The organism is Faecalimicrobium sp. JNUCC 81, assembly GCF_053667625.1.
Map to the genome: position 1 here is coordinate 831914 of NZ_CM132203.1, position 23366 is coordinate 855279.

At 26.9% G+C, this 23366-nt stretch carries 22 protein-coding genes; all 22 read left to right on the forward strand.

Features of this window, described 5'->3' with window-relative positions:
• The first annotated feature begins 133 nt into the window (after positions 1-133).
• Positions 134-1255: a putative cytokinetic ring protein SteA gene (gene steA / locus JNUCC81_RS04095; RefSeq protein WP_208332117.1), complete on the forward strand. Its 1122-nt coding sequence runs from the start codon at positions 134-136 to the stop codon at positions 1253-1255.
• Positions 1256-1270: 15 nt separating this feature from the next.
• Complete coding sequence (locus JNUCC81_RS04100) at positions 1271-2146, forward strand: copper transporter (protein WP_454095414.1); 876 nt, start codon at positions 1271-1273, stop codon at positions 2144-2146.
• A gap of 16 nt (positions 2147-2162) precedes the next feature.
• The gene (locus JNUCC81_RS04105) at positions 2163-2855 is read left to right on the forward strand and encodes a glycosyltransferase family 2 protein (protein WP_454095415.1); all 693 of its coding nucleotides are present in this window, start codon (positions 2163-2165) and stop codon (positions 2853-2855) included.
• 4 nt (positions 2856-2859) lie between these two features.
• Positions 2860-3684, forward strand: a complete 825-nt coding sequence (locus JNUCC81_RS04110) for a glycosyl transferase (RefSeq protein WP_454095416.1) — start codon at positions 2860-2862, stop codon at positions 3682-3684.
• A 4-nt stretch (positions 3685-3688) separates the two neighbouring features.
• Entirely contained in the window at positions 3689-4786 is a 1098-nt protein-coding gene (locus JNUCC81_RS04115; RefSeq protein WP_454095417.1) for a DUF3866 family protein, read from the forward strand.
• A complete protein-coding gene (locus JNUCC81_RS04120) occupies positions 4758-5288 on the forward strand; it encodes an NUDIX hydrolase (protein WP_454095418.1) in 531 nt (176 codons plus the stop codon). Before JNUCC81_RS04115 ends, JNUCC81_RS04120 begins: the two co-directional genes overlap by 29 nt.
• 61 nt (positions 5289-5349) lie before the next feature.
• Positions 5350-5955, forward strand: coding sequence for a stage II sporulation protein M (locus JNUCC81_RS04125; RefSeq protein ID WP_454095419.1), 606 nt, complete (start codon positions 5350-5352; stop codon positions 5953-5955).
• A 10-nt stretch (positions 5956-5965) separates the two neighbouring features.
• Entirely contained in the window at positions 5966-6841 is an 876-nt protein-coding gene (locus JNUCC81_RS04130) for a tyrosine-type recombinase/integrase (RefSeq protein ID WP_454095420.1), read from the forward strand.
• A gap of 24 nt (positions 6842-6865) precedes the next feature.
• A complete protein-coding gene (locus tag JNUCC81_RS04135) occupies positions 6866-8038 on the forward strand; it encodes a phosphopentomutase (protein WP_454095421.1) in 1173 nt (390 codons plus the stop codon).
• 19 nt (positions 8039-8057) lie between these two features.
• Positions 8058-8879, forward strand: coding sequence for a purine-nucleoside phosphorylase (locus JNUCC81_RS04140; protein WP_208332126.1), 822 nt, complete (start codon positions 8058-8060; stop codon positions 8877-8879).
• Between the two features lie 100 nt (positions 8880-8979).
• On the forward strand, positions 8980-10305 hold the full coding sequence (locus tag JNUCC81_RS04145; RefSeq protein WP_454095422.1) for a pyrimidine-nucleoside phosphorylase: 1326 nt from the start codon (positions 8980-8982) through the stop codon (positions 10303-10305).
• 227 nt (positions 10306-10532) lie between these two features.
• Complete coding sequence (gene mltG, locus JNUCC81_RS04150) at positions 10533-11591, forward strand: endolytic transglycosylase MltG (protein ID WP_454095423.1); 1059 nt, start codon at positions 10533-10535, stop codon at positions 11589-11591.
• Positions 11592-11695: 104 nt separating this feature from the next.
• The gene (locus tag JNUCC81_RS04155; RefSeq protein ID WP_454095424.1) at positions 11696-12364 is read left to right on the forward strand and encodes an O-methyltransferase; all 669 of its coding nucleotides are present in this window, start codon (positions 11696-11698) and stop codon (positions 12362-12364) included.
• Positions 12357-13583, forward strand: coding sequence for a peptidase U32 family protein (locus JNUCC81_RS04160; protein WP_454095425.1), 1227 nt, complete (start codon positions 12357-12359; stop codon positions 13581-13583). Before JNUCC81_RS04155 ends, JNUCC81_RS04160 begins: the two co-directional genes overlap by 8 nt.
• Positions 13573-14202 (forward strand): uridine kinase, encoded by a 630-nt coding sequence (udk, locus tag JNUCC81_RS04165; protein WP_454095426.1) that lies wholly within the window; start codon positions 13573-13575, stop codon positions 14200-14202. The genes JNUCC81_RS04160 and udk overlap by 11 nt, the downstream gene beginning before the upstream one ends.
• Positions 14203-14263: 61 nt before the next feature.
• On the forward strand, positions 14264-15934 hold the full coding sequence (locus tag JNUCC81_RS04170; protein WP_454095427.1) for a peptidoglycan D,D-transpeptidase FtsI family protein: 1671 nt from the start codon (positions 14264-14266) through the stop codon (positions 15932-15934).
• 84 nt (positions 15935-16018) lie between these two features.
• Entirely contained in the window at positions 16019-16669 is a 651-nt protein-coding gene (gene sigK, locus JNUCC81_RS04175; RefSeq protein WP_208332132.1) for an RNA polymerase sporulation sigma factor SigK, read from the forward strand.
• Between the two features lie 251 nt (positions 16670-16920).
• Positions 16921-19155 (forward strand): ATP-binding protein, encoded by a 2235-nt coding sequence (locus tag JNUCC81_RS04180; protein WP_454095428.1) that lies wholly within the window; start codon positions 16921-16923, stop codon positions 19153-19155.
• Positions 19156-19184: 29 nt separating this feature from the next.
• Positions 19185-21476 carry a histidine kinase dimerization/phospho-acceptor domain-containing protein gene (locus JNUCC81_RS04185; protein WP_454095429.1) on the forward strand — a complete coding sequence of 764 codons (2292 nt, stop codon included), beginning with the start codon at positions 19185-19187 and terminating at the stop codon, positions 21474-21476.
• A gap of 56 nt (positions 21477-21532) precedes the next feature.
• On the forward strand, positions 21533-22393 hold the full coding sequence (aroE, locus tag JNUCC81_RS04190) for a shikimate dehydrogenase (protein ID WP_454095430.1): 861 nt from the start codon (positions 21533-21535) through the stop codon (positions 22391-22393).
• Between the two features lie 23 nt (positions 22394-22416).
• The gene (locus tag JNUCC81_RS04195) at positions 22417-22776 is read left to right on the forward strand and encodes a hypothetical protein (protein WP_454095431.1); all 360 of its coding nucleotides are present in this window, start codon (positions 22417-22419) and stop codon (positions 22774-22776) included.
• Positions 22760-23359, forward strand: a complete 600-nt coding sequence (locus tag JNUCC81_RS04200; RefSeq protein WP_454095432.1) for a hypothetical protein — start codon at positions 22760-22762, stop codon at positions 23357-23359. Before JNUCC81_RS04195 ends, JNUCC81_RS04200 begins: the two co-directional genes overlap by 17 nt.
• Positions 23360-23366 lie beyond the last annotated feature (7 nt).

A 23366-nucleotide genomic window follows, 5' to 3' on the forward strand; every position in this document is an offset into this window, starting at 1 on the left:
TAAAATTTCTTATTAATATAAGAAAATCAATAAAGATAAGTAAAAAAGTAAAACAACCTTAAAACATTTCTTTTATTGTTAAATAATGCTATAATGTTATGTGATTTTAAAAATGATATCGGAGGTTTTAAATATGAGAGTCGAAGCCCCTATTAAGGTAGACCGAAAAACGAAAAGACTTGCGAAGAGGCTTACAGGTGGAGAAATAGCAGTAATAAATCATATAGATATTGATGAAGTAGCTGCAAATTCTTTAGTAGAAGGTAAAGTCAAACTTATAATAAATGCATCACAATCTATAAGTGGAAGGTATCCTAATAAAGGACCAGGAATATTGACTGAAAAAAATATCCTTATAGTTGATAATGTAGGAGAAGAGTTATTTCATGAACTAAAAGAAGGTCAAATAATTGAAGTTATAGATGGAAAGATATATAGAGACGGAGAAGTTTTAGGACAAGGTGAAGTTTTAGATAAACAAGAAGTATCAATTAAATTAAAAAAAGCGTATGAAAACTTATCTGTTGAATTAGATAGATTTATAGATAATACAATAGATTATGCAAAAAAAGAAAAAGGATTCATACTAGGAGAGGTTGAAATACCTCATGTTACAACAAACTATGCTAACAGGCATGTGCTAATTGTTGTAAGGGGTCAAGATTACAAGCAAGACTTAAGTACAATATTATCTTACATAGAAGAAATGAAACCAATACTAGTTGGTGTTGATGGTGGAGCAGATGCACTTTTAGAATTTGGATATACTCCAGATGTTATAGTTGGAGATATGGATAGTGTAAGTGATGAAGCGCTAAAGAAAGCTAATGAAATAATAGTACATGCATATACAGACGGAAGAGCACCAGGACTTAAGAGAGTACAAGATTTAGGACTAAATGCAATAGTATTTCCAGCACCAGGAACTAGTGAGGATATAGCTATGCTTATAGCGTATGAGTATAAGGCTGAACTTATAGTTGCTCTTGGAACACATTCTAATATGATTGACTTCTTAGAAAAAGGAAGAAAAGGAATGGCAAGTACATTCTTAGTTAGATTAAAAATAGGTTCTAAACTTATAGATGCAAAAGGAGTTAATTTACTATACAGAAGTAAATTAAAAATGAAATATATTTGGGCACTTATAGCTACTGCACTATTCCCGATATTAGTTCTTATATTGATATTGCCAGGTGCTCAACAATTTATACATTTAATGCAACTTAAGCTTAGATTATTATTACAGATGTAAATTAGGAGGAAAAAAATGCATATAAATATGAAATATTATATAGTCACTATAGGTGCTATATTTATAGCTTTAGGAATAGGTATATTAGTTGGATTTAACCTAAACTATGACCAAGAACTAGGCAAACAACAAGCTGAGATTATAAAAGATTTAGATACTAAATTTGAAAGTTTAAAAAGTAAAAATGATAATTTGGAAAAAGCTTTAGCTAGCGTAACTACTGAGTACGATAAAGCAATAGAATTTATTAACCAAAATGTAGATAAAGTAATAGTTAGTGAACTACAAGAAAAAAATATAGGTATAATATCAACTAATGATAATAATGACTATACAAAAGAAATAGGGGAAACAATAACTAAAGCTAATGGTTCTTTAGCATTTGATATTGTCCTAAAAAATAATATATATAATGATGCTAAATTAAAGGAAATATCAGAAAAGTTAAATACAGAAATGAAAAGTGAACAAGACCTAATAAACTATATAGTAGAGGCTCTAAAAGGTGAAGATGCTAGTGATAAATTAAGATATCTTCAAGAATTAGGAGTATTAAAAGTAAATGCTTTAAATAGTAACTATATGAATTACGATTCTGTTGTTTTAGCTGGAGGGAATGATCCTAAAACTGGTAAAGAACAATTTGAAAAAATAGATAAAATATTAATTTCTAAGTTAAAAGAAGAAAATAAGTATATGGTAGGTGTTCAAAAATCTGATGCCAAATTCTCAAATATAGAATTATATGCTAAAGATAAAATTACAACTATAGATAATATAAACGAAGGTGTAGGAAAATTATCTTTAGTTATATCTTTAAAAGAAGGTAGAACAGGTGAAAACTTTGGAAGATTAGAAGGTTCAGATGCATTATTACCATATAAGAAATAAAAAAGGAGAGATAAAAATGAATCCTTATATAAGTATAATAATACCAGCTTATAACGAAGAAGATAAAATAAAAGATACATTAGAAAATATAAAAAATATAAAAGAGATAAATGAAGTAATAGTTGTAGATGATGGTTCTAGTGATAAGACAAGTTTAGTAGCATCGAATGTTAAAGATGATAAAATTAAAGTATTTACACTAGATAAAAATAGAGGTAAAGGATATGCACTAAACTATGGACTTAAAATAGCTATGAAAAATGCAGATATTATAGGTTTTTTAGATGGAGACTTAGGAAGTTCATCAAGAGAAGTTGAAAAACTTATAACACCTATATTGAATAATGAAGCAGATGTAATAATAGCAAAATTCCCACCTGCTAAGAAAAAAGGTGGATTAGGTTTTGTAAAAGGATTAGCTAAAGAATCAGTTTTAGAAATGACAGGTAAAGAATTAGATGCAACTTTATCTGGGCAAAGAATTTTCAAAAAAGAAGTTTTAGAAAAATTTGATGAAATACCATTTGGATATGGTGTGGAAGTTGGAATGACCATAGATATATTAAAGTATGGATATACAATAAAAGAAGTGCTAGTTAATATGACTCATAGTGAAACTGGAAGAAACTTAAAAGGATTTATTCATAGAGGAAAGCAGTTCTATCATATTAAGAAAGTTTTAAAGCAAAAAAGAAAAGAATGGAGGTAGTATTTTGGAAACTTATATACTTTATACCATTTTATTAATAGTAGGTATAGGTGGCACGTATGCTATAATACCTTTATTTAAAAATTTATTAGTTGATAGCAACGTTGTTAGACCAAATTATAAAGGCGATATGATACCTGTAAGTATGGGTATTGTATTTCTTCCCATGGTAGTAATAAATAGTGCAATACTTGTATTTTCAACAACGAATTATGAAAATTTATTATACTTATTTATGTATATATTTGGAATGATATGCATGTTTTTTGCAGGGATATTAGATGACATAGTAGGAAACAGAGATGTAAGTGGATTAAAAGGTCACTTTAAAAGTCTATTAAAAGGTAGTCTTACTACTGGTGGATTTAAAGCATTATTTGGAGGGTTTATAGGTATTGTAATATCTTTAGGAGTATCTAAAAGTATAGGAGATTTGATTATAAATACTTTAATAATAGCTTTATCTACAAACTTAATGAATTTACTAGATTTAAGACCAGGAAGAGCTATAAAGATATACTTAATTATAATGGTATCAATATTTATAACTTTAACTGGATTTACAAAAGCACTTCCTCTTTTAATACTTCCAAATGTATTAGCGTATTTTGGATATGATTTAAAAGCTAAAGCTATGATGGGTGATACTGGATCTAACGTGCTTGGAATATCAATAGGAATATTATTTGTACTTGGATATTCGTTAAAAGTTAGATTATTATGGTTAGCATTTTTAATTTTTATACATATACTTACAGAAAAATATTCACTAACAAAAATAATTGAAAAAAATAAAGTTTTAAATTTCATAGATAAGTTAGGAAGGTAGTATAATGATAAGTAAAAGAGTAGCAACAGTAGAATCCATAGTTGATAGAACTAATGGACTAGATGATATAAGAGTTAACTTAAATGGAGATATTCAAAGAGCCTATAATTACTCTAAGATGACAGGTGAGATAAATATAGGAGATGAAGTTGTTTTAAATACAACAGCAGTGGAACTTAGTTTAGGAACTGGAGGATACCACTTTGTTATAGCAAATTTAAACAATTTAGAATCCAAATTTACTGAAGGCGGACATATAATGAAATTAAGGTATACTCCATTTCAAGTAAAAGTTGATTCAGTAGAAGAACAAGAAAGTCCTTATCATGATAAAATTGAAAACTTTTCAAGTTTAGACAATATGCCAGTGGTAGTAGGTACTCTTCATAGTATGCTAACTCCATTTGTTGCATCATATAAAAAGAATAACCCTAATAAAAAATTAGTGTACATAATGACTGATGGAGCTGCGCTTCCTATATTTTTAAGCAAAAACGTATCTACACTTAAAGAAAAAGGGCTAATAGATAATACAATAACAATAGGAAATGCATTTGGTGCAGATTATGATTGTATAAATATATATACAGCTTTAATTACAGCAAAAGAAGTTTTAAAAGCTGATGCAGTATTTGTAAGTATGGGCCCAGGAATTGCAGGTACAGGAACTAAATATGGATTTACAGGTATAGAACAAGGACCTATTTTAGACGCTGCTAAAAAGCTTGGAGGATTCCCAATAGCTATACCTCGAGTAAGTTTTGCAGATAAAAGAGATAGACATAGAGGAATATCTCATCATAGTTTGACAGTATTTAAAGATATTGTTAATGTAGAGGTAAACATACCGATAACAACTTATGATGATGAAAAATTAAATATAATAAAAGAACAAATAATAAATAATAAATTAAAAGATAAACATAATGTAGTATATATTAAAAACGATAGCACACAAAATGATTTAAATCATTTTGGACTTAAAGTTAGAAGTATGGGTAGGAATTACGAACAAGATAAGGAATTTTTTGATGCTGCAAGTAGTGCAGCGTATTACTTAATGGAGGTTTGTGATGAGAGAAGAAGAAAAGACCATAAGTAGTGATAGAATATATACAGGTAAAGTAATTAGTTTAAAAGTTGATACTGTTGAAATTGAAAAAAAAGGGTATCAAAAAAGAGAAATTGTAGAACATGGTGGAGCCGTGGCAATAGTTGCAATAAATGATGAACATGAGGTTATACTAGTTAAACAATTTAGAAAAGCAATAGAAAAAGTTATATGGGAAATTCCTGCAGGAAAATTAGAAATAGGAGAAAATCCTAAAGATTGCGCTATAAGAGAATTAAAAGAAGAGACTGGTTATAGTGCAGAAAATATGAAGTTAATACATAAATTTTATACATCAGCAGGTTTTTCTAATCAAAAAGTATATGTATTTTTAGCTACAGGACTTACAGCTGGAGATAATAACTTTGATGATGATGAAGATCTAGAGGTTCATAAAATAGACTTAGAAGAAGCTTATAATATGATATCTAGAAATGAAATTGAAGATGCAAAAACTTCAATAGGTCTTTTATTATCTAAAGAATTAATATAAAATGCATAACCTCCTCTTTACTTACATAGTATTTTGTAAGGTAGTAGAGGAGGTTATAAATTTGAGAAAAACATATAGAAAAGGGAATTTTAGAGAAATAAACGAACAGATAATAGTTGTAGGATTTATATTTATAGTATTTGTGATACTAGGTGCATTTTTAAATAAAATATTGCCAGTTCATCAAAATAATATAATGGATAATATTAATCCAGTTATAGAATACTATAATTTAAGTTCAGGTACAAAGGATGCAGTAATATCTAATTTAAAGAATGATTTTATATTTATGACTTCTATAAGTATATTTACTTTATTAGTTATAACTTTTCCTATAATACTTATAATATTTATGCTAAAAGGTTTATCAATAGGCTATACTATAAATAGTGCTATACTAGCATTAAAGCTAAAAGGTAGTAAGATGATTTTAATAGTTTTACTTAAAAATTTAATTATCATACCAGGTGCAATCATACTAATATTAATTTCACTTAATTACCTAAAAGAAGTTATTTATGAGTTGAAAAAGGGAAAAAGAGATAATATACTATTTTTAGGAAAAAGATATTTACTAAATGCCATAATTGTACTAGCTATAACAGTTAGTTTACAATTAATATTAAATACTGTAAGTATTGGTATTATTAAGTTCCTAGTCAGATAAGGAGTTTACTATGGAAGTTATAAAGGAATATATAGCATATATAAAAGATAAAAAAAGATTATCAGATAATACTGTATCATCTTATTTTACAGACATTAAAAAATACTTAGACTATCTAAAAGAAAAAACAATAAAATTAAATGATGTAGTAGAAAATGATATTATAGGGTATATAATAAAACTAGAGAAAGACAATATATCAGTGGCAACAATATCAAGAATGATATCTTCAATAAAATCTTTTCATGATTATCTATTTTTAAATCATGTTAGTGAAACTAATCCGGCAAAAAGTATAAAAAAGCCTAAAATAGAAAAAAGTGATTTAGATATATTGACAGAAGAAGAAATAGAAAGACTATTAAATTTTCCGAAATTAACAACTCCTAAATTAATAAGAGATAAAGCTATATTTGAAGTCTTATATGGGACAGGCATAAAGGTATCCGAATTAGTTGAAATGGATATAGATGATGTAGATTTAGAAATAGACTATATATATTGTAATATTACTAAAAACCAAAGAGTTATACCTCTTTCTGAAATAACCAAAATATATTTAGAAAAATATATAAAAGAAGCAAGACCAGAGTTAATATTAAAAGGGGAAAAAGCATTGTTTGTAAGCTCTCTAGGGCAAAGGTTTACAAGACAAGGTCTTTGGAAGCTTATAAAAAAGCATGCTGGCTCTGTTAATATAAATAAAAATATAAACCCAAGTATGCTTAGACATTCATTCGCAATTCATTTATTAAATGAAGGAGCAAATATAGCTGTAGTTAGTAAAATATTAGGAAATTCTAACTTATCTAGTTTACAGTCATACTTAAACCACATAAATAAAAATGTAAGAAGAGAAATAAAAGAAAAACATCCTAGAAAGTAAACCATAATAAGGAGGACAAAACAAATGAGTAGAGTAGTATGGGTTATAATCGACAGTGTAGGAATAGGTGCGCTTCCAGATTCTAAGGAATTTGGCGATATAGGAGTTAATACTTTAGGAAACATAGTTAAAGAACATAGAGATATAAAAATACCAAACCTAATAAAATTAGGAGTTGGAAATATAGATGGTGTTGACTTTTTAGAAAAAACAGAAATCCCAATGGGTATATTCGGTAAGTGTAGTGAGGTATCTCAAGGAAAAGATACAACTACAGGACATTGGGAGATGACAGGAATATTAGTTGAAACACCTTTTAAAACTTTTGAAAATGGATTCCCTAAAGAAATAATAGATGAATTTGAAAGAAGAACAGGAAGAAAAGTAGTAGCAAATAAACCAGCTTCTGGAACAGCTATATTGGATGAATATGGAGAACATCAAATGAAAACTGGAGATGTGATAGTATATACTTCAGCTGATAGTGTATTCCAAATAGCTGCCCATGAAGAAATAATACCTTTAGATGAATTATATAAAATGTGTGAAATAGCAAGAGAAATAATGATGGGAGATAATGCTGTAGCAAGAATAATAGCAAGACCATATATAGGAACAGGTGTTGGAAAGTTTGAAAGAACTTCTAATAGACGAGATTATTCATTAAACCCATTTGAACCTACAGTACTTGATAACATTAAAGAAAGTGGTCTTGATGTTATAGCGGTTGGTAAAATAGAAGATATATTTAATGGACAAGGTATAACTGAAGCTATACACACTAAAGACAATATGCATGGTGTAGATGAAACTATAAACTACATCAAAAAAGAGAATAATGGATTAATATTTACAAACTTAGTTGATTTTGATTCAAAATATGGACATAGAAGAGATTCTTTAGGATATAGAAAAGCTTTAGAAGAGTTTGATGCAAGAATACCAGAAATAATAGAATCATTAAATGATGATGATATACTTATAATAAATGCAGACCATGGTAATGACCCAACTTATAAAGGGACAGACCATACGAGAGAATATATACCTGTATTAGTTTATGGAAAATCATTAAAGACAGGTGTAAACTTAGGTATAAGAAATAGCTTTGCAGACATAGGAGCAACAGTTGCAGATATATTAAATGTTAAGATGCCAAAACATGGTACTAGCTTTAAAGATGAGATGACAAAATAATTTGTGGAGGACAAAATTTATGGATAATATATTTGATAGAATACAAGAAAGTGCAGAATTTATAAAATCAAAGAGTAGTGTAAAACCTAAAATAGGACTAATATTAGGGTCGGGATTAGGTGTATTAGGTGATGAAATACAAAACCCAGTAAAGATTAAATATAATGATATACCAAACTTCCCAGTATCAACAGTAGAAGGGCATGCAGGATGCCTTGTTATAGGAGAACTTGAAGGTAAAGAAGTTATAGCTATGCAAGGAAGATTCCATTACTATGAAGGATACACTCAAAAAGAAATAACTTTCCCTGTTAGAGTTATGAAAGCATTAGGGGTAGAAACTATAATAGTAACTAATGCAGCCGGTGGATCAAATGAAAGCTATAAGCCAGGAGATTTAATGGTTATTAAAGATCATATAAATTTAAGTGGAAGTAATCCATTATTAGGAAAAAATGATGATAGATTAGGAGTAAGATTCCCTGATATGTCAACAGCTTATAAACCAGAATATATAAACTTAGTTAAAGAATGTGCAAAAGGGTTAAACATGGAAATACAAGAAGGCGTTTATGCATTCTTCAGTGGTCCAACATATGAGACGCCAGCAGAAGTTAAAATGGCAAGACTATTAGGTGCAGATGCAGTAGGTATGTCGACAGCTCCAGAAGTTATAGTTGCATCTCATTCTAACATGGATGTTATAGGAATATCATGTATAACTAATATGGCAGCTGGAATACTTGACCAGCCTCTTGATCATGAAGAAGTTATAGAAACTACTCAAAAGGTAAAGGCAGAATTTTTAAGCTTAGTAAAAACTGTAGTTAATAAAATATAGCTTTATATAATAAGCTTAATGCTAATTTTTAAATTAGTATTAAGCTTATTGTGATTAGCCTAAATAATAAATTAATATAAGTGTATTAAGGAGAATTATTATGAGAATGTATGATATAATCAGAAAAAAAAGAGATAATCATGAATTAAGTAAATCAGAAATAGAGTTTTTTGTAGATAAATATTCAAAAGGGGAAATACCTGATTATCAAGCATCAGCTTTATTAATGTCAATATACTTAAATAAAATGAATAAAGAAGAAACTGTATACCTTACAGAAGCAATGATGAAGTCTGGAGATGTAATCGATTTATCAGATATAGATGGTATAAAGGTAGATAAGCATAGTACAGGAGGAGTAGGAGATAAAACTACAATAGCATTGGCACCACTTGTAGCAGCATGCGGTGGGCCTGTAGCAAAAATGTCAGGTAGAGGTTTAGGGCATACAGGAGGTACTCTAGATAAACTAGAAGCTATACCAGGATTTTCAATAGAAATGGAAGCTGATAAGTTTATAAAGTCAGTAAACGAGCATAAAATAGCTGTATGCGGACAAACTGCATCTATAGCAGTAGCAGATAAGAAAATGTATGCACTAAGAGATGTTACAGCAACAGTTGATAATATATCTTTAATAGCAGCAAGTATAATGTGTAAAAAACTAGCTTCAGGAGCTGATGCTATATTACTTGATGTAAAAACTGGAGACGGGGCATTTATGAAAACATTAGATGACTCATTTGAATTAGCAAAAGCTATGGTTGATATTGGTTGTGGTATGAATAGAGAAACTATAGGTATGATAACTGATATGGATGAACCATTAGGATTTGCAGTAGGGAACGCTTTAGAGGTTATAGAAGCTATAGAGACACTAAAGGGTAATGGCCCTAAAGACTTTGTTCTTTTATGTGAAACTCTAGGAGCTTATATGTTAGTTTTAGCTAAAGTTTGCGATAACTTTGAAGATGGAGTACAAAAAATAAGAGAAGCTATAAATTCAGGAGCGGCACTTGATAAACTAAGAGTATTTATAGAAAATCAAGGGGGAGACAAAAATATAGTTGATGATTATTCATTACTTCCAAAAGCTAAGAATATAGTAGCTATAAAAGCTCCAAAGCGTGGGTATATAAGTAAAATAGAAGCAGAGGAAGTTGGAATGGCAGCTATGATTTTAGGTGCAGGAAGAGAAACTAAAGAAGACACACTTGATATGGCAGCTGGAATAGTTTTAGAAAAGAAAGTTGGAGAGTATGTCAATGAAGGTGATGTATTAGCATATATTCACTATGATAGAGAAGATAAATTTGAAGCATCTAAAGAAAGATTTATAGGAGCATATTCAATAGTAGAAGAAAAAGTAGAGCCTAAAAATCTAATCTATGGTGTTGTAACTAAAGATGAAATGAAAAAATTCTAAAAAGTGATTATAAAAAGCCTAACGTGTAAACAATAACGTTAGGCTTTTTAATTGTAGGAAATTAATAATTTCCATTCAAATAAGCTTTAATAACTATAAGCCTAGTGAAATTTTTTATATTATAAATAGAGCTTAAACAAATTTGTTCGACAATTTTATTGAAAATTTTCATGCTTAGATTTATAATATAAAGGATATAAATATATTTATAAGGAGTAGAAAACTCTATGGATTTTAGCAAGAATAAGTGGAAAGTAGTAGGATTAACTGCTATTATATTAATAATTTTGATCGGAATATTTGTATTTATGCAAATAGGAGCAGTTGATAGAAATAATAAAGAAAACATAGTTATAGAAATACCTCAAGGTGCAAGTGTTGGTACTATGTCTAATATATTATATGAAAATAATCTTATAAAGAATAAGACTCTATTTAAAGTTGTAGTGAAACTAAGTAATAAAGCTCCGTCAATAAAGGCTGGAAAATATTTACTTAATAAAACATATTCAAACAATGATATATTAAATGTATTGGCTTCAGGTAAGACGTATAATGATGGGATCAAGGTAACTATTCCAGAAGGCGCAACCTCGAAAGAAATAGTTTCATTATTAGTAGATAAAAAACTAGGAACTAAAGAAAATTATGAAAAGTTAATAAAAAATCCAAAGGATTTTTATAAAGAAGCTAGCTTTTTAAAAGAGGATGATATAACTTCTTTAGAAGGATTTTTATACCCAGAAACGTATTATTTTGACAAAGATGTATCAGAAAAAGAAGTATTAAACACAATGTTATTAGGATTTAAAAATGTTTATAGCGATAAATTAAAAGATAGACAAAAAGAGTTGAAAATGACTCTTGCACAAGTTGTAAACTTAGCATCAATTGTAGAAAAGGAAGCCGTTTTAGATGAAGATAGACCAACAATAGCAAGTGTATTTTATAATAGACTTGATATAGACATGCCTCTTCAATCAGATGCAACAGTACAATATATTTTTGAAGAAAGAAAAAAAATAGTAACATACAATGATTTAAAAATAAACTCTCCATATAATAGCTATAAAAATAAAGGTCTTCCACCTACACCTATAGCTAATCCAGGAATCAAATCTATAGAGGCTACATTGTATCCAGAAGACACAGAATATTTATACTTTGTGGCTAAGATGAATGGTGGAAACAATTATAGTACAAACTACGAGGACCATTTGAAATACGTTAAAGAATATAAAGATGAAAGAGATAAATTAAGTAAAAATAAAGCTAATGAGAAATAGACTAAAAATTATTTAATTATAAGATTTTAAATTATGGATTATGCTTTAGAATTTTAAGGTGTAATCCTATATTAATTTTTTTCGTCACTTAAGGAGCGAGTGTTATGAGTAATATAGTAAATGATTTAGTAGAAGGTTATATAAGAAATACATTACAAGATAAAAGTGGACTTTTAAGAGAATTAGAAGTTTATGCAGAGGAAAATAATGTACCTATAGTTCACAAAGAAGTATCTGATTTATTAAAGGTATTATTAAAGGTACAAAAGCCTAAAAGAATATTAGAGGTTGGGTGTGCAATAGGATACTCATCTATATTATTTGCATCTACATTAGGTGAGGATGTAGAGATAATAACTGTAGAGAGAAATGAAAAGATGATAGAAAAGGCTAAAGAAAATATAAAACTAGCTGGATTTGAAAAAAACATAACTATATTAGAAGGGGATGCTGAAGAATTACTAAGTGGAGTTTCAGGTGAGTTTGATATGATATTTTTAGATGCTGCTAAAGGTCAATATCAATTATTCTATGATATAGTTATAGGAAAATTAAAAATAGATGGTTTATTAATATCTGATAATATACTTTATAAAGGTATGGTAGCTCATGATGATTTTGTAATAAGAAGAAAGAAAACAATAGTAAAAAGAATGAGAAATTATTTAGACTATATATGTAAGTGTGATTATTTAGACACATCTTTAATACCTATAGGAGATGGTGTAGCACTTAGTTACAAAAAAGAAGAAAGAGGTGATATAAATGCATAAAGTTGAGCTTTTAGCGCCAGTATCAAACTTAGAAGAATTAAAAATAGCATTAAAGTATGGAGCAGATGCAGTTTATACAGGTGGAGAAATATTTGGTTGTGAAACAACTTCAAGAAACTTTACTAAAGAAGAAATAAAAGAAGGTAGTGAATTTGCTCATAAATTAGGAAAGAAACTTTATGTAACAGTAAATGTAATTCCTCATAATGATGATTTTATACAATTAGATGAATATCTACGAGAACTTCAAGAAGCTAAAGTGGATGCAATTATAATCGCTGACCCAGGAGTATTAAGTATAGTAAGAAATGTAGTTCCTAATATGGAGGTACATTTAAGTAGTCAGGCTAACATTGCCAATTATGTAACAGCTGATTTTTGGTATACTCAAGGAGTAAAAAGAGTAACTGTAGCTAGAGAATTATCATTTAAAGAGATATCTCAAATTAGAGCAAAGACATCTTTTGATATGGATATAGAAGCATTTATGCACGGAGCTATATGTATATCTTATTCGGGCAGACGCTTAATAAGTAACTATCTAAATGGAAGAGGAGATGCTAATAATTCAAATGATTACTCAGGAAAATTAGAATATAACCTAATAGAAGAAAAGAGACAAGGTGAATATTACCCTGTTTATGAAGATAAGAGAGGGACATTCTTCTATAACTCTAAAGATTTATGTATGATAGAATATATCCCAGATTTAATAAAGACTGGTATAAATAGCTTAAAAATTGAAGGAAAAACAAAAAATATTTACAATTTAGCTTCAATAGTTAGAGCATATAAAATGGCTATAGATGAGTTTTATAAAAATCCTGATGAATGGAAATTTAATCCTACTTGGTTAGAAGAGATTAAAAAAGGAACTAGTAGAGATTTTACAACAGGATTTTATCTAGATGAAACTAGAGAATATGATAATGAAGATGAACAATATTACAATATTAATAAATATGAATTTGTTGGTTTGGTAAAAGATATTGAAAACGAACTGGCTTTAATAAAATTAGAAGATAAAATAAATATTGGAGATGAAGTTGAAGTAATATCTCCATTTAAAGAAACTATATCATCTAAAATAGAACAAATATATAACGCTAATGACGAAGAAATAGAGTTAGCAGAAAAAGAACAAATTGTAAAAATCAAATTATCACAAAGTATAGACAAGGACTGTATGTTAAGGAGAGAATCAAAAGATGAAAAATAAGAAAAGACCGCTTATAATAGGGATAACGGGAGGAACTGGATCTGGAAAAAGTACTGTATGTAAGGCTATAATAGAGAACATACCAGAAGAAAATATAGCAATATTAGAACAAGATGCTTACTACAAAGATCAAACTCATTTAAGTTTTGAAGATAGATTAAAAACTAATTATGATCACCCTCTTGCATTTGATAATAAACTTCTTATAAAACATATAGAAGATTTGTGTGAAGGTAATTGTGTTGAAAAACCAATATATGATTACGAACTTCACACAAGAAAGAAAAATGAAACAATAAGCATATGTCCTAAGGATATAATTATTGTTGAAGGTATAATGATATTAGAAGATGAAGAACTAAGAGATAAATTAGATATAAAAGTATACGTAGATACTGAAGATGATATAAGAATACTTAGAAGAATTCAAAGAGATATAAAAGAAAGAGGAAGAACTGTAGATTCTGTTATAGAACAATATTTAACTACAGTAAAGCCTGCACATGACCAATTTATAGAGCCATATAAAAAATATGCAGATATTATAATGCCAGAAGGTGGGCAAAATGAAGTGGCTATAGATATAGTTATAACTAAAATAAGAACACAATTAAATTAATATATATAGTATTAACCCCTTAGAAATTGTCAAAAATGACAAGTATCTAAGGGGTGATTTTATGTCAAGAAAAAAGGGTGTAATAGATAAAAAACTTATAAGAAGAGCTTGGAGTATGTTTTTTATAAGCGCTATAGTATATACATTTTTAATTTACAGGTTATTTGATATACAAGTTACGGACTCTAACGGTTATAAAGAAAGAGTTGATAACCAAAGTTTACAAAAAGTAGATTTAAATAGCGGAAGAGGAACAATATATGATAGAAATGACAAACCATTAACTGATATTGAAAAAAAGCAAATAATAATAGCTGAAAAAGAAAGAATTATTAAAGACTATAATATTCGTGAATTAATAAAAGACGTAGCTAAAATGGATGAAGCAAGTATATATAAAAATATAGAAAAACAAATTGATTCATCAGTAGTTCAAATTGAAGTAGCTAAAATGGACAGCAAAACTAAAAAGAAATTAGAAGATAATGGATTAATAGTTGAAGAAAAGACATTAAGATATTCAAAAGATAAATTACTATCTCATACAATAGGATATATAAAAAGCTCAGACAAAACAGGTCAATCGGGAATAGAAAAGAGTATGAATGATGTACTTAGTGGATCTAATGAAAAATATGTGTCTGCATTTAAAGCTGGAGATTCAGGGAATACAGGTAATATAAATATATTAAAAGGTAGTATAAAAACAGTAAATGAAAATAAAGATGCTAAGCATATTAAATTAACAATAGATAAAGATATTCAAAGAAAAGTTGAAAGTGTATTAGATAAAGAAGAAAACCCAACAGCTGTAGTAATATCAGATGTAAATACTGGAGAAATATTATCTATGAGTTCAAGGCCAACCTTTGATTTAAATAATATATCTAAAAATAATAAAAGTGATGACGGTGAGTTTATAAATAGAGCTATACAAGCCACATATCCACCAGGATCTGTATTTAAAATAGCAGTTCTTTATGCAGCCTTTGAAAATAATATTATAGATGAAAATTATACATATACTTGTACTGGTAATGCAAAAATTGGAGTAAAAGGAGAAGTTTTAAATTGTAATAAGCTTGATGGTCACGGTACTCAAACTTTACAACAAGCCTTTTCAAATTCCTGCAATACAGCATTTTTAGATATAGCATTAAAAGTAGGTGAGAAAAATATAATAAAAGCTTTAAAGCAGCTTCATTTAGATGAGAAGGTAGATATAGGATTAGACGAAGAAAAGAAAAATGATATACCAATAGATATAGCTATACGTAATTTAGCAATAGGTCAAGGAGACATAGAGTTTACACCTCTACAAATAAATCAAATGACTCAAATAGTTGCTAATAATGGTACATATAAGCCTTTGTATATGTATGATAGTATTATAGATAATAAAAAGAATATCATTAAAGGATTTAGAAGTTCTAAGTCAGAAGAAATTATATCTCCTTATACATTAACTAGAATAAAAGAGATGATGAAAGATGTATCAAAAAATGGTACAGGTAAAGAGTTAAAAGATTTAGATGGAGGATGCGGAGTTAAAACAGGAACAGCACAAAGTAGGTCAGATGGAAAGGATATAAACCATGGATGGATAACAGGATATTATCCAGAAAATAGACCTAAGTATGCAATTACAGTATTAGTAGAAGGGAAACCTGATAAAAGTAAGTCTGCAACACCTCTATTTAAAGAAATATGCCAAAAATTAAATGAAAAATAAAAAATAAATATTTATGAAACAAGCAATTTAAGCACTCTCTCGTCATATAATTTACAATGACACGTCAAAAAGAGGGGGTGCTTTGTGACTATTCTTAAATCATTTGAAAAACCATTAACCCCTGAAGAAGAAGTTAATTATCTAACAAAATTTAAAGACGAAAAAGATGAATCTGCTAAAGAAATTTTAATTGAAAGAAACATGAGACTAGTAGCACATATTGCAAAAAAGTATAACAATTCTAGTGAGGATCAGGATGACCTTATATCCATAGGCACAATAGGCCTTATAAAGGCTATAGAAACGTATAAAGTCGATAAGGGAACTAGACTTGCAACGTATGCTTCTAAGTGCATTGAAAATGAGATATTGATGAGTATTAGAACAAATAAAAAAAATAAAGTTCAAGTATCTCTTCAAGATCCTATAGGCATGGATAAAGAAGGTAACGAAATTAGTTTAATTGATGTATTAGGAACAGATATTGATGATATAATAGATCAAGTAGAGCTAAAGGTACAAATATCAAAGCTGTATGAACAGTTGGAAAAAATACTTACTAAGAGGGAAAAAGAAATAGTTCTTTTACGATATGGATTAACTACCAGTGGATATAAGACACAAAGAGAAATTGCACAAAAATTAGACATATCCAGATCTTATGTATCTAGAATTGAAAAAAGAGCTCTTAAGAAGCTTAGAAAAGAGTTAAAATCAGAAAAAAGCCTTGTTTAAGGCTTTTTTTTGTACGTTAAAATACTTTATTTAGAGTGTATTAAAGTGTTATAAAAGATAATTTTTTGTTGAACAAATTTGTTTTTTCTAATCAAGAAGTGACAAAATATTCAGATTGCATGTGATATTATAACTTATATAGTAGCAAAGGCAAGTATTATCAAGACATATAAATATATATATCGTATTTAGTTAAAAATCAATTAAATTTATACTAAGCAGTAATAAATTAGAAAAGGATGGTGACTATTATGATAACTTTATATAAACATAGGGATATATTGGAACTTATAAATATAGCGATAGTTATATCAGTTCCATTAATATCTCTTATACTCTATAGAACATCTAAAATCACATCATTTCTTATTACATCTTTAATCTTCACTGTAGAGTTAATATTAATAATATATTTATCAGAACAAGGATATGAATATCCTATTGTAGCTAATATATTAATAAATGTTATTATAATCAAATCGACAATAATAAATCACATAAAATCAAATTCCCTAGACCTAAAAGAAATTAAGCATAAATTAAAAAAGAATAAAAAAATTATTTCTAAATCTATTGATGAAATAAATGTAGAGTGCAATTTACAAAATAAATATGAAGATGAAATATTAAAATTAAATAAGGAAATAGAGAAAGCTATAGAGGAGTCAGAAACCCCTATATTTGTAATAGGAGGCAAAAAGGAAAACTTTTATAGCAATGAAGCATTTAAAAAATTTATAAATGAAGATAAGGTTAGTAATGCAGAAGAAGATATATTTGCCTATCTAAATTATAAGTTCATAAACAGCAATGAAATCATAGAAAGTATAAAATCTAAAAAACAAAATAGTATAAATATTAATGCCTATGATGGAAAAATATACAGATTTGTAAGTTTTGCTAATAAAATTGACAATAAAAACATTCAGATATGCATATTAAGTGATATAACTCAAAGCACATTAATCCAACATAAGTTAATGGAAAGTGAGGAAAGATATAAAAAACTAATGGATATATTAAATGATGGAGTGATAATCCACAATATGAATACTGTAAACTATGCAAATAACAAGGCTATAGAGTTATTTGATTTAAGAAATGAATCATTAGATAACATATTAGTAGATGATATGAAATTAAATATAAATAAAAAGTTTAAACAAGACTTTATGAAGAATATGAGTATAGTTAAATTAAATAAACAAGAAAAAACAACAATGAAATTAGAGACAAATCAAGGTAGAATTATTGAATTTATAACAACAAGCATTACCTTAAATAACGAAAGTATGTTACTTAGCATAGCTATAGACATAACTGATTCTGAAAAAGTAATAACTTATCTAGAACAAAGTGAAAAAACATATAAATTATTACTAAAGACATTGCCTGAAGGGATAATGATAATTGATAAAAAAAGTAATAATTATATATACAGAAATAAAGTTATGATGAAGCTATTAAAAGATATTGGTGTTGATAATTTAAATGAAGTGATAAAAGATTATATTGATAAAAGTGAATATGGAGTATTTAAAAAATTCACTTTAAATTTAGAAGAGAAAACTAATATATCTGTTGCAATAATAGATAGAATAGAAGATGAAACTTTTGTAGTAGTAGTTAGAACTTTAGATGATCAATATAAGATAGAAAAAATGGAAGAAGAGTTAAATGAAATAAGTGATAAAAATAAGTTTAAAACAGAGTTTTTAGCAAACTTAACAAATGATATAAGAAAGCCAATAGATACAATATTTACAGTTAATAATATGTTAAATATTAATAAAGATAAATATAACTCTAAGTACATAAGTAACTATACTAGATTAGTTAAACAAAATTGCTATAGATTAATAAGATTATTAAATAATGTAGAAGAGATTGAAAAAGCAGACAATGGCATCTATAGCATGAATTTAAAAAAATATGATGTAGTAAAACTAATTAAAGACATAGTTGAAAAATCAAAATATTATATTTATGAAAAAGGTTTAAGTATTTGTTTTGAGTCTGATGTAGAAGAAAAAGTAATAATTATGGACAAAGAAAAAATAGAGAAAATTGTGCTAAATTTATTATCCAATTCAATTAAATTTACAGAAAAAGATGGAAATATAAAAGTATCTGTAAACGCTAAAGATGACAAAGTTAGAATAAAAGTCTCAGATACAGGAGTTGGAATACCAGAGGATAAAATGGAAGTTATATTTAATAACTTCGAACAAGTAGACAGAACACTATCAAGGGGTGCAGAGGGCTCTGGAATAGGATTATCTTTGGTTAAGAAACTAGTAAATCTTCATAAAGGAGAGATATCTGTTGAAAGCAAACTAGGAAAAGGAAGCCAATTTGAGATTACGCTAAATAATAATGAAGTATATGATACATTAAATAAAGATATAGAGCTAGGGTATAACTTAAGTGATAATGAAAAAATAGATATAGAGTTTTCAGATATATATTTTGATGTAAGTTCTTAAAATATAAGGCAACATGAGGGGGGATTAAAATGTATAAATATATAAGTATATTAAGCATCTCGATTTTTCTCATGAGTTTATACATAATATATTCAAATTTTACAATAAATAAAAGTAAAAAAAATTTTAGTTTATTAGTATCAATGACTATGATAATTATTAGTAAAGTTATTTTTTTAATAGACAATAATCTTATGACAATAGACTTTTTATATAAATTTTTAATTATACTAACTATAATGCAACTAAATTTAGTAAAAAAGAAAAGACAATATATATTACTTTTAGGTGGGTATTCCATATATATAATAATGAATTTAGCATTTAAGGATAAATTTATAAATTTTAAAGAAACATTAGATTTAATATTAGCAATATATATTTTTTATACTGTATACATAGTTGATATTAAAGATATGTTTAAAAAAGAATTAACTCTAAATAGTAAGTTAAATAAAGTTGAATACAAAATGAAAGTAAGTAATGAAAAATTAAACCATACTAAGTCTGTTACTAAAGGAATAAATGACAATTTAGAAATAAAAGAAACAATTTTAGATGCCATTTTAAATGAATCTAAAAAATGTATAATGATAATAGATAAAGATGGATACATAGTAAGCGATGAAAATAATTTTATAAAAATGTGGAAAGAGTATGAAGGGTTCAAAGGTAAGATAAATATAAATTTATTCTTAATGGAAAGTATAAAAAATTCAGATGAGTTTTTACACAATTTAAGAAAAGCTAGAGAGTTTGAAAAAGAAATAAAAGGAGAATTAGAGGGTAAAGATGGAAGATATTTTGAAATAGACTACGCTCCTTTTATAATTAGTAATGAAAATATAGGAGTTATTTGCTCAGTAACAGATATTACATACGAAAAGAAAAGTAAATTAAAAATAAAAGAAAATGATGCTAAATATAAAAAGGTAGTTGATAATATACCTTATTCAGTACTTATTACTGATGAAAATAATATATTATACGATAATGATAAGAGTGAAAATATAAACTTTAATAAAGAAAATATAAAAAATATAATACTAGAACCATGTATAAAAGGAGAAATATACTATACAGATGAAAAATGTAAACAAACATGTTTAAATATTAATAGGATAAGTTTTAAAGACAGAGAAAGTACTAAAAATGTAATTACTATAAGAGATATAACACAATATAAAAAGTTACTACAAGATTTAGAATATAGTAAGAAAAAATATGAATCTTTGGTAAACATAATTCCTGAAGGGATATGTATATTAGATTTACCTAAAAAGAAAATGACCTATTCAAATAAAGCAATAGAAAATATGATAAACAGTGTTGATATGAAAAAAATTCAAAATAGTATAAATGAAAATATTATAATACCATCAGAAAAAGATAATGATGTAGTTCAATTTGAAAGAAAAGTTATAAAAAATAAATTTGGAGAAGATGTATACTTAGAATGTGGGGCTATGGTTATAGATGTAAATGAAAAATTAAAACTGATTGGTATAACAAGAGACGTAACAGACCAAGTCAAAGCTGAATTAATGGAGAAAGAAATAGAGGAAAAGAAAAAAGAAAATAAAATAAAAAATGAATTCTTTATAAATATGTCCCATGAGTTAAAAACTCCATTAAATGTAATAACATCATCAAATCAATTGTTAGAAGTTATGCATAAAGACTATATAGATAAAAATCCAAAAAGTGAAATATCTAAAGCTGTAGGAGTAGTTAAGAAGCACTCTTATATGCTAATGGGATTAATTGACAATATTATAAATTTATCTAAACTAGAATCAGATTTCCACGAGTCTAAAATGGATTATTATAATATAGTAAGCATTGTAGAAGATGTATGTTCTGAGTTTGATAAATATGTTAAAGTAAATAATGTGAGTATATTATTTGATACAGATGAAGAAGAAAAGGTAGCAAAAATTGATCCACAAGATATAGAAAAAGTTATATTAACTTTACTATCTATGATAATAAGATACTTAGATAATGATAGTGTAGTATATGTTGACTTAAATGTATTAGATGATAAAACAACTATACATATAAGTAGTAAGGGTAAATTCAATTATCAAAGATATATAAATGACCAAGAAAGAAAAAGTTTAGATATGGGAATCGAAGTAGCTAAATCTATAGTAAAACTGTATAACGGAGAAGTAGATATAAAAATAGGATTAAATAATGATATAGATATAAAAGTAGACTTTAAATCAGATGAAGAATCTGAAATTTATAAAAAAAGAATTAAAAATAAAGGTGATGACTTTATTTATGAAGAGTACTTAAGAATATGTAAAAATTAACCATTTAGTGGTATAAATTAAGGTATGAATGACAATAAAGCTAGATAGGAGAACATATGAATATAAAATCAACAACTAAAACAATATGTTTATTGGGACATCCAGTTAAGCATAGCTTTTCACCTGTGATACATAATTATTTGTTTGAGAAATACAATGAAAATAAAATATATACATGTTTTGATGTAGAACTAGATCAGTTAAAAAATAGTGTAAAGGGTATAAAAGCATTAAAAATAGAAGGGTGTAATGTTACAATACCACATAAAGTAGATATAATAAAATACATAGATAGTATTGATTCAAATGCTAAATTAATAGGTGCAGTAAATACTATCAAAAATGAAGGTAATGTATTAAAAGGATATAATACCGATGGAATGGGCTTTGTTAAATCTATATTAGATAAAGGTTATGATTTATGTGGTAAAAAAATAATGATAATAGGCGCTGGTGGTGCGTGTAGAAGTATAGCTATTGAGTTATGTTCAAATGATGTTAAATCTATCGAAATTAGAAATAGAAGTATAAATAGTTCTATAGAAATATCAGATGTAATTAAATCAAATTTTAATACATATATATCGTATTCAAATGAAGCTATCATAGAAAGTGATTTGGATAATATAGATATACTGATAAATACAACACCTATAGGAATGGAAAGTGAATTATGCCCGGTAGATGAAAATTTAATTCCTAAAAATAACTTATTAGTTTGTGATATAGTTTACAAACCACATGAAACAGCTTTTATTAAGTGGGCAAAAAAACATGACTTAGATGTAGTATATGGAATAGATATGTTGATAAACCAAGCAATAGAAGCCTTTTATATATGGACAGGTATTAAAGCTAACAATGAAGATATAAAACATATAAAGATGCTTTATGAAGAAAGTATAAAAACTAAGTAAAATCTCTAGTTAAAGGAGAAAAAATGAAGTATAAAAAAGATGGATTTGTATCTATTGAATGTATAATTAGTTTATCTATAATAAGTTTGGCCGTATATATAATATCAACATCACTTTATAGTAATTACGTTATAGTTAATACTAATAAAGAACAGCTAGAAATGTTAAATCTAGCTAAAACTAACTTAGAACTTACTAAATATCAAATTAAAAAAAGTTCAAGCGAATTTATAGAAAATACCAAGAATACAAAAATAGTAAACTCATACGAAATAAGTACAATAATAGAAAAAGATATCTACTACGAATGTCATAAAGTAAATGTTGAAGTTAAAAATGAAAGAAATAATATAAGTCTTTATAGTTATGTATTTAAACAATAAAGGTTTAATTTTAATAACTACATTAATGATATTTTCTATTATAAGTACGGTATGTATGATGTGTATAGGTTTAAACTATAGCAATAAAAGTATTTTTAATTTAGAACATAAAAATATACATCTAAAAGAATTGGCACTAGGTGCGATAGAAATTGTACATAGTAATATTTCAAAAGAAGTAGAGATTGCAGTACAAAGAAGTAAAAATGAAGAAGAATTTAAACAATATTTCTTGGAAAATAATTTTATACATAATATAAAAGATATATCAAAGAGTGACTTAGATAATGTATTAGTGAATACATCTAAAAAAATATTATATGATAAAGAAGGGTTTATATACTTTGATATTATATGCAATTCATCAGAAGATACTTATACAAAAAAGATTCAAGCTAGTGTTAAAATACTGAATCCTTATTTAGCAATAAAAGAAAATGAAAAAGATGAAGAAAACATAATAGATAAACCAGAAGTTGATGATTCAAATTTAAATGATATAAAAGATTACTATGAAGAAAATAAACATGATAGTATAGACTCTAAAAGCTTAGTAATTATATATAATTACAAGGAGATATAACCTATGA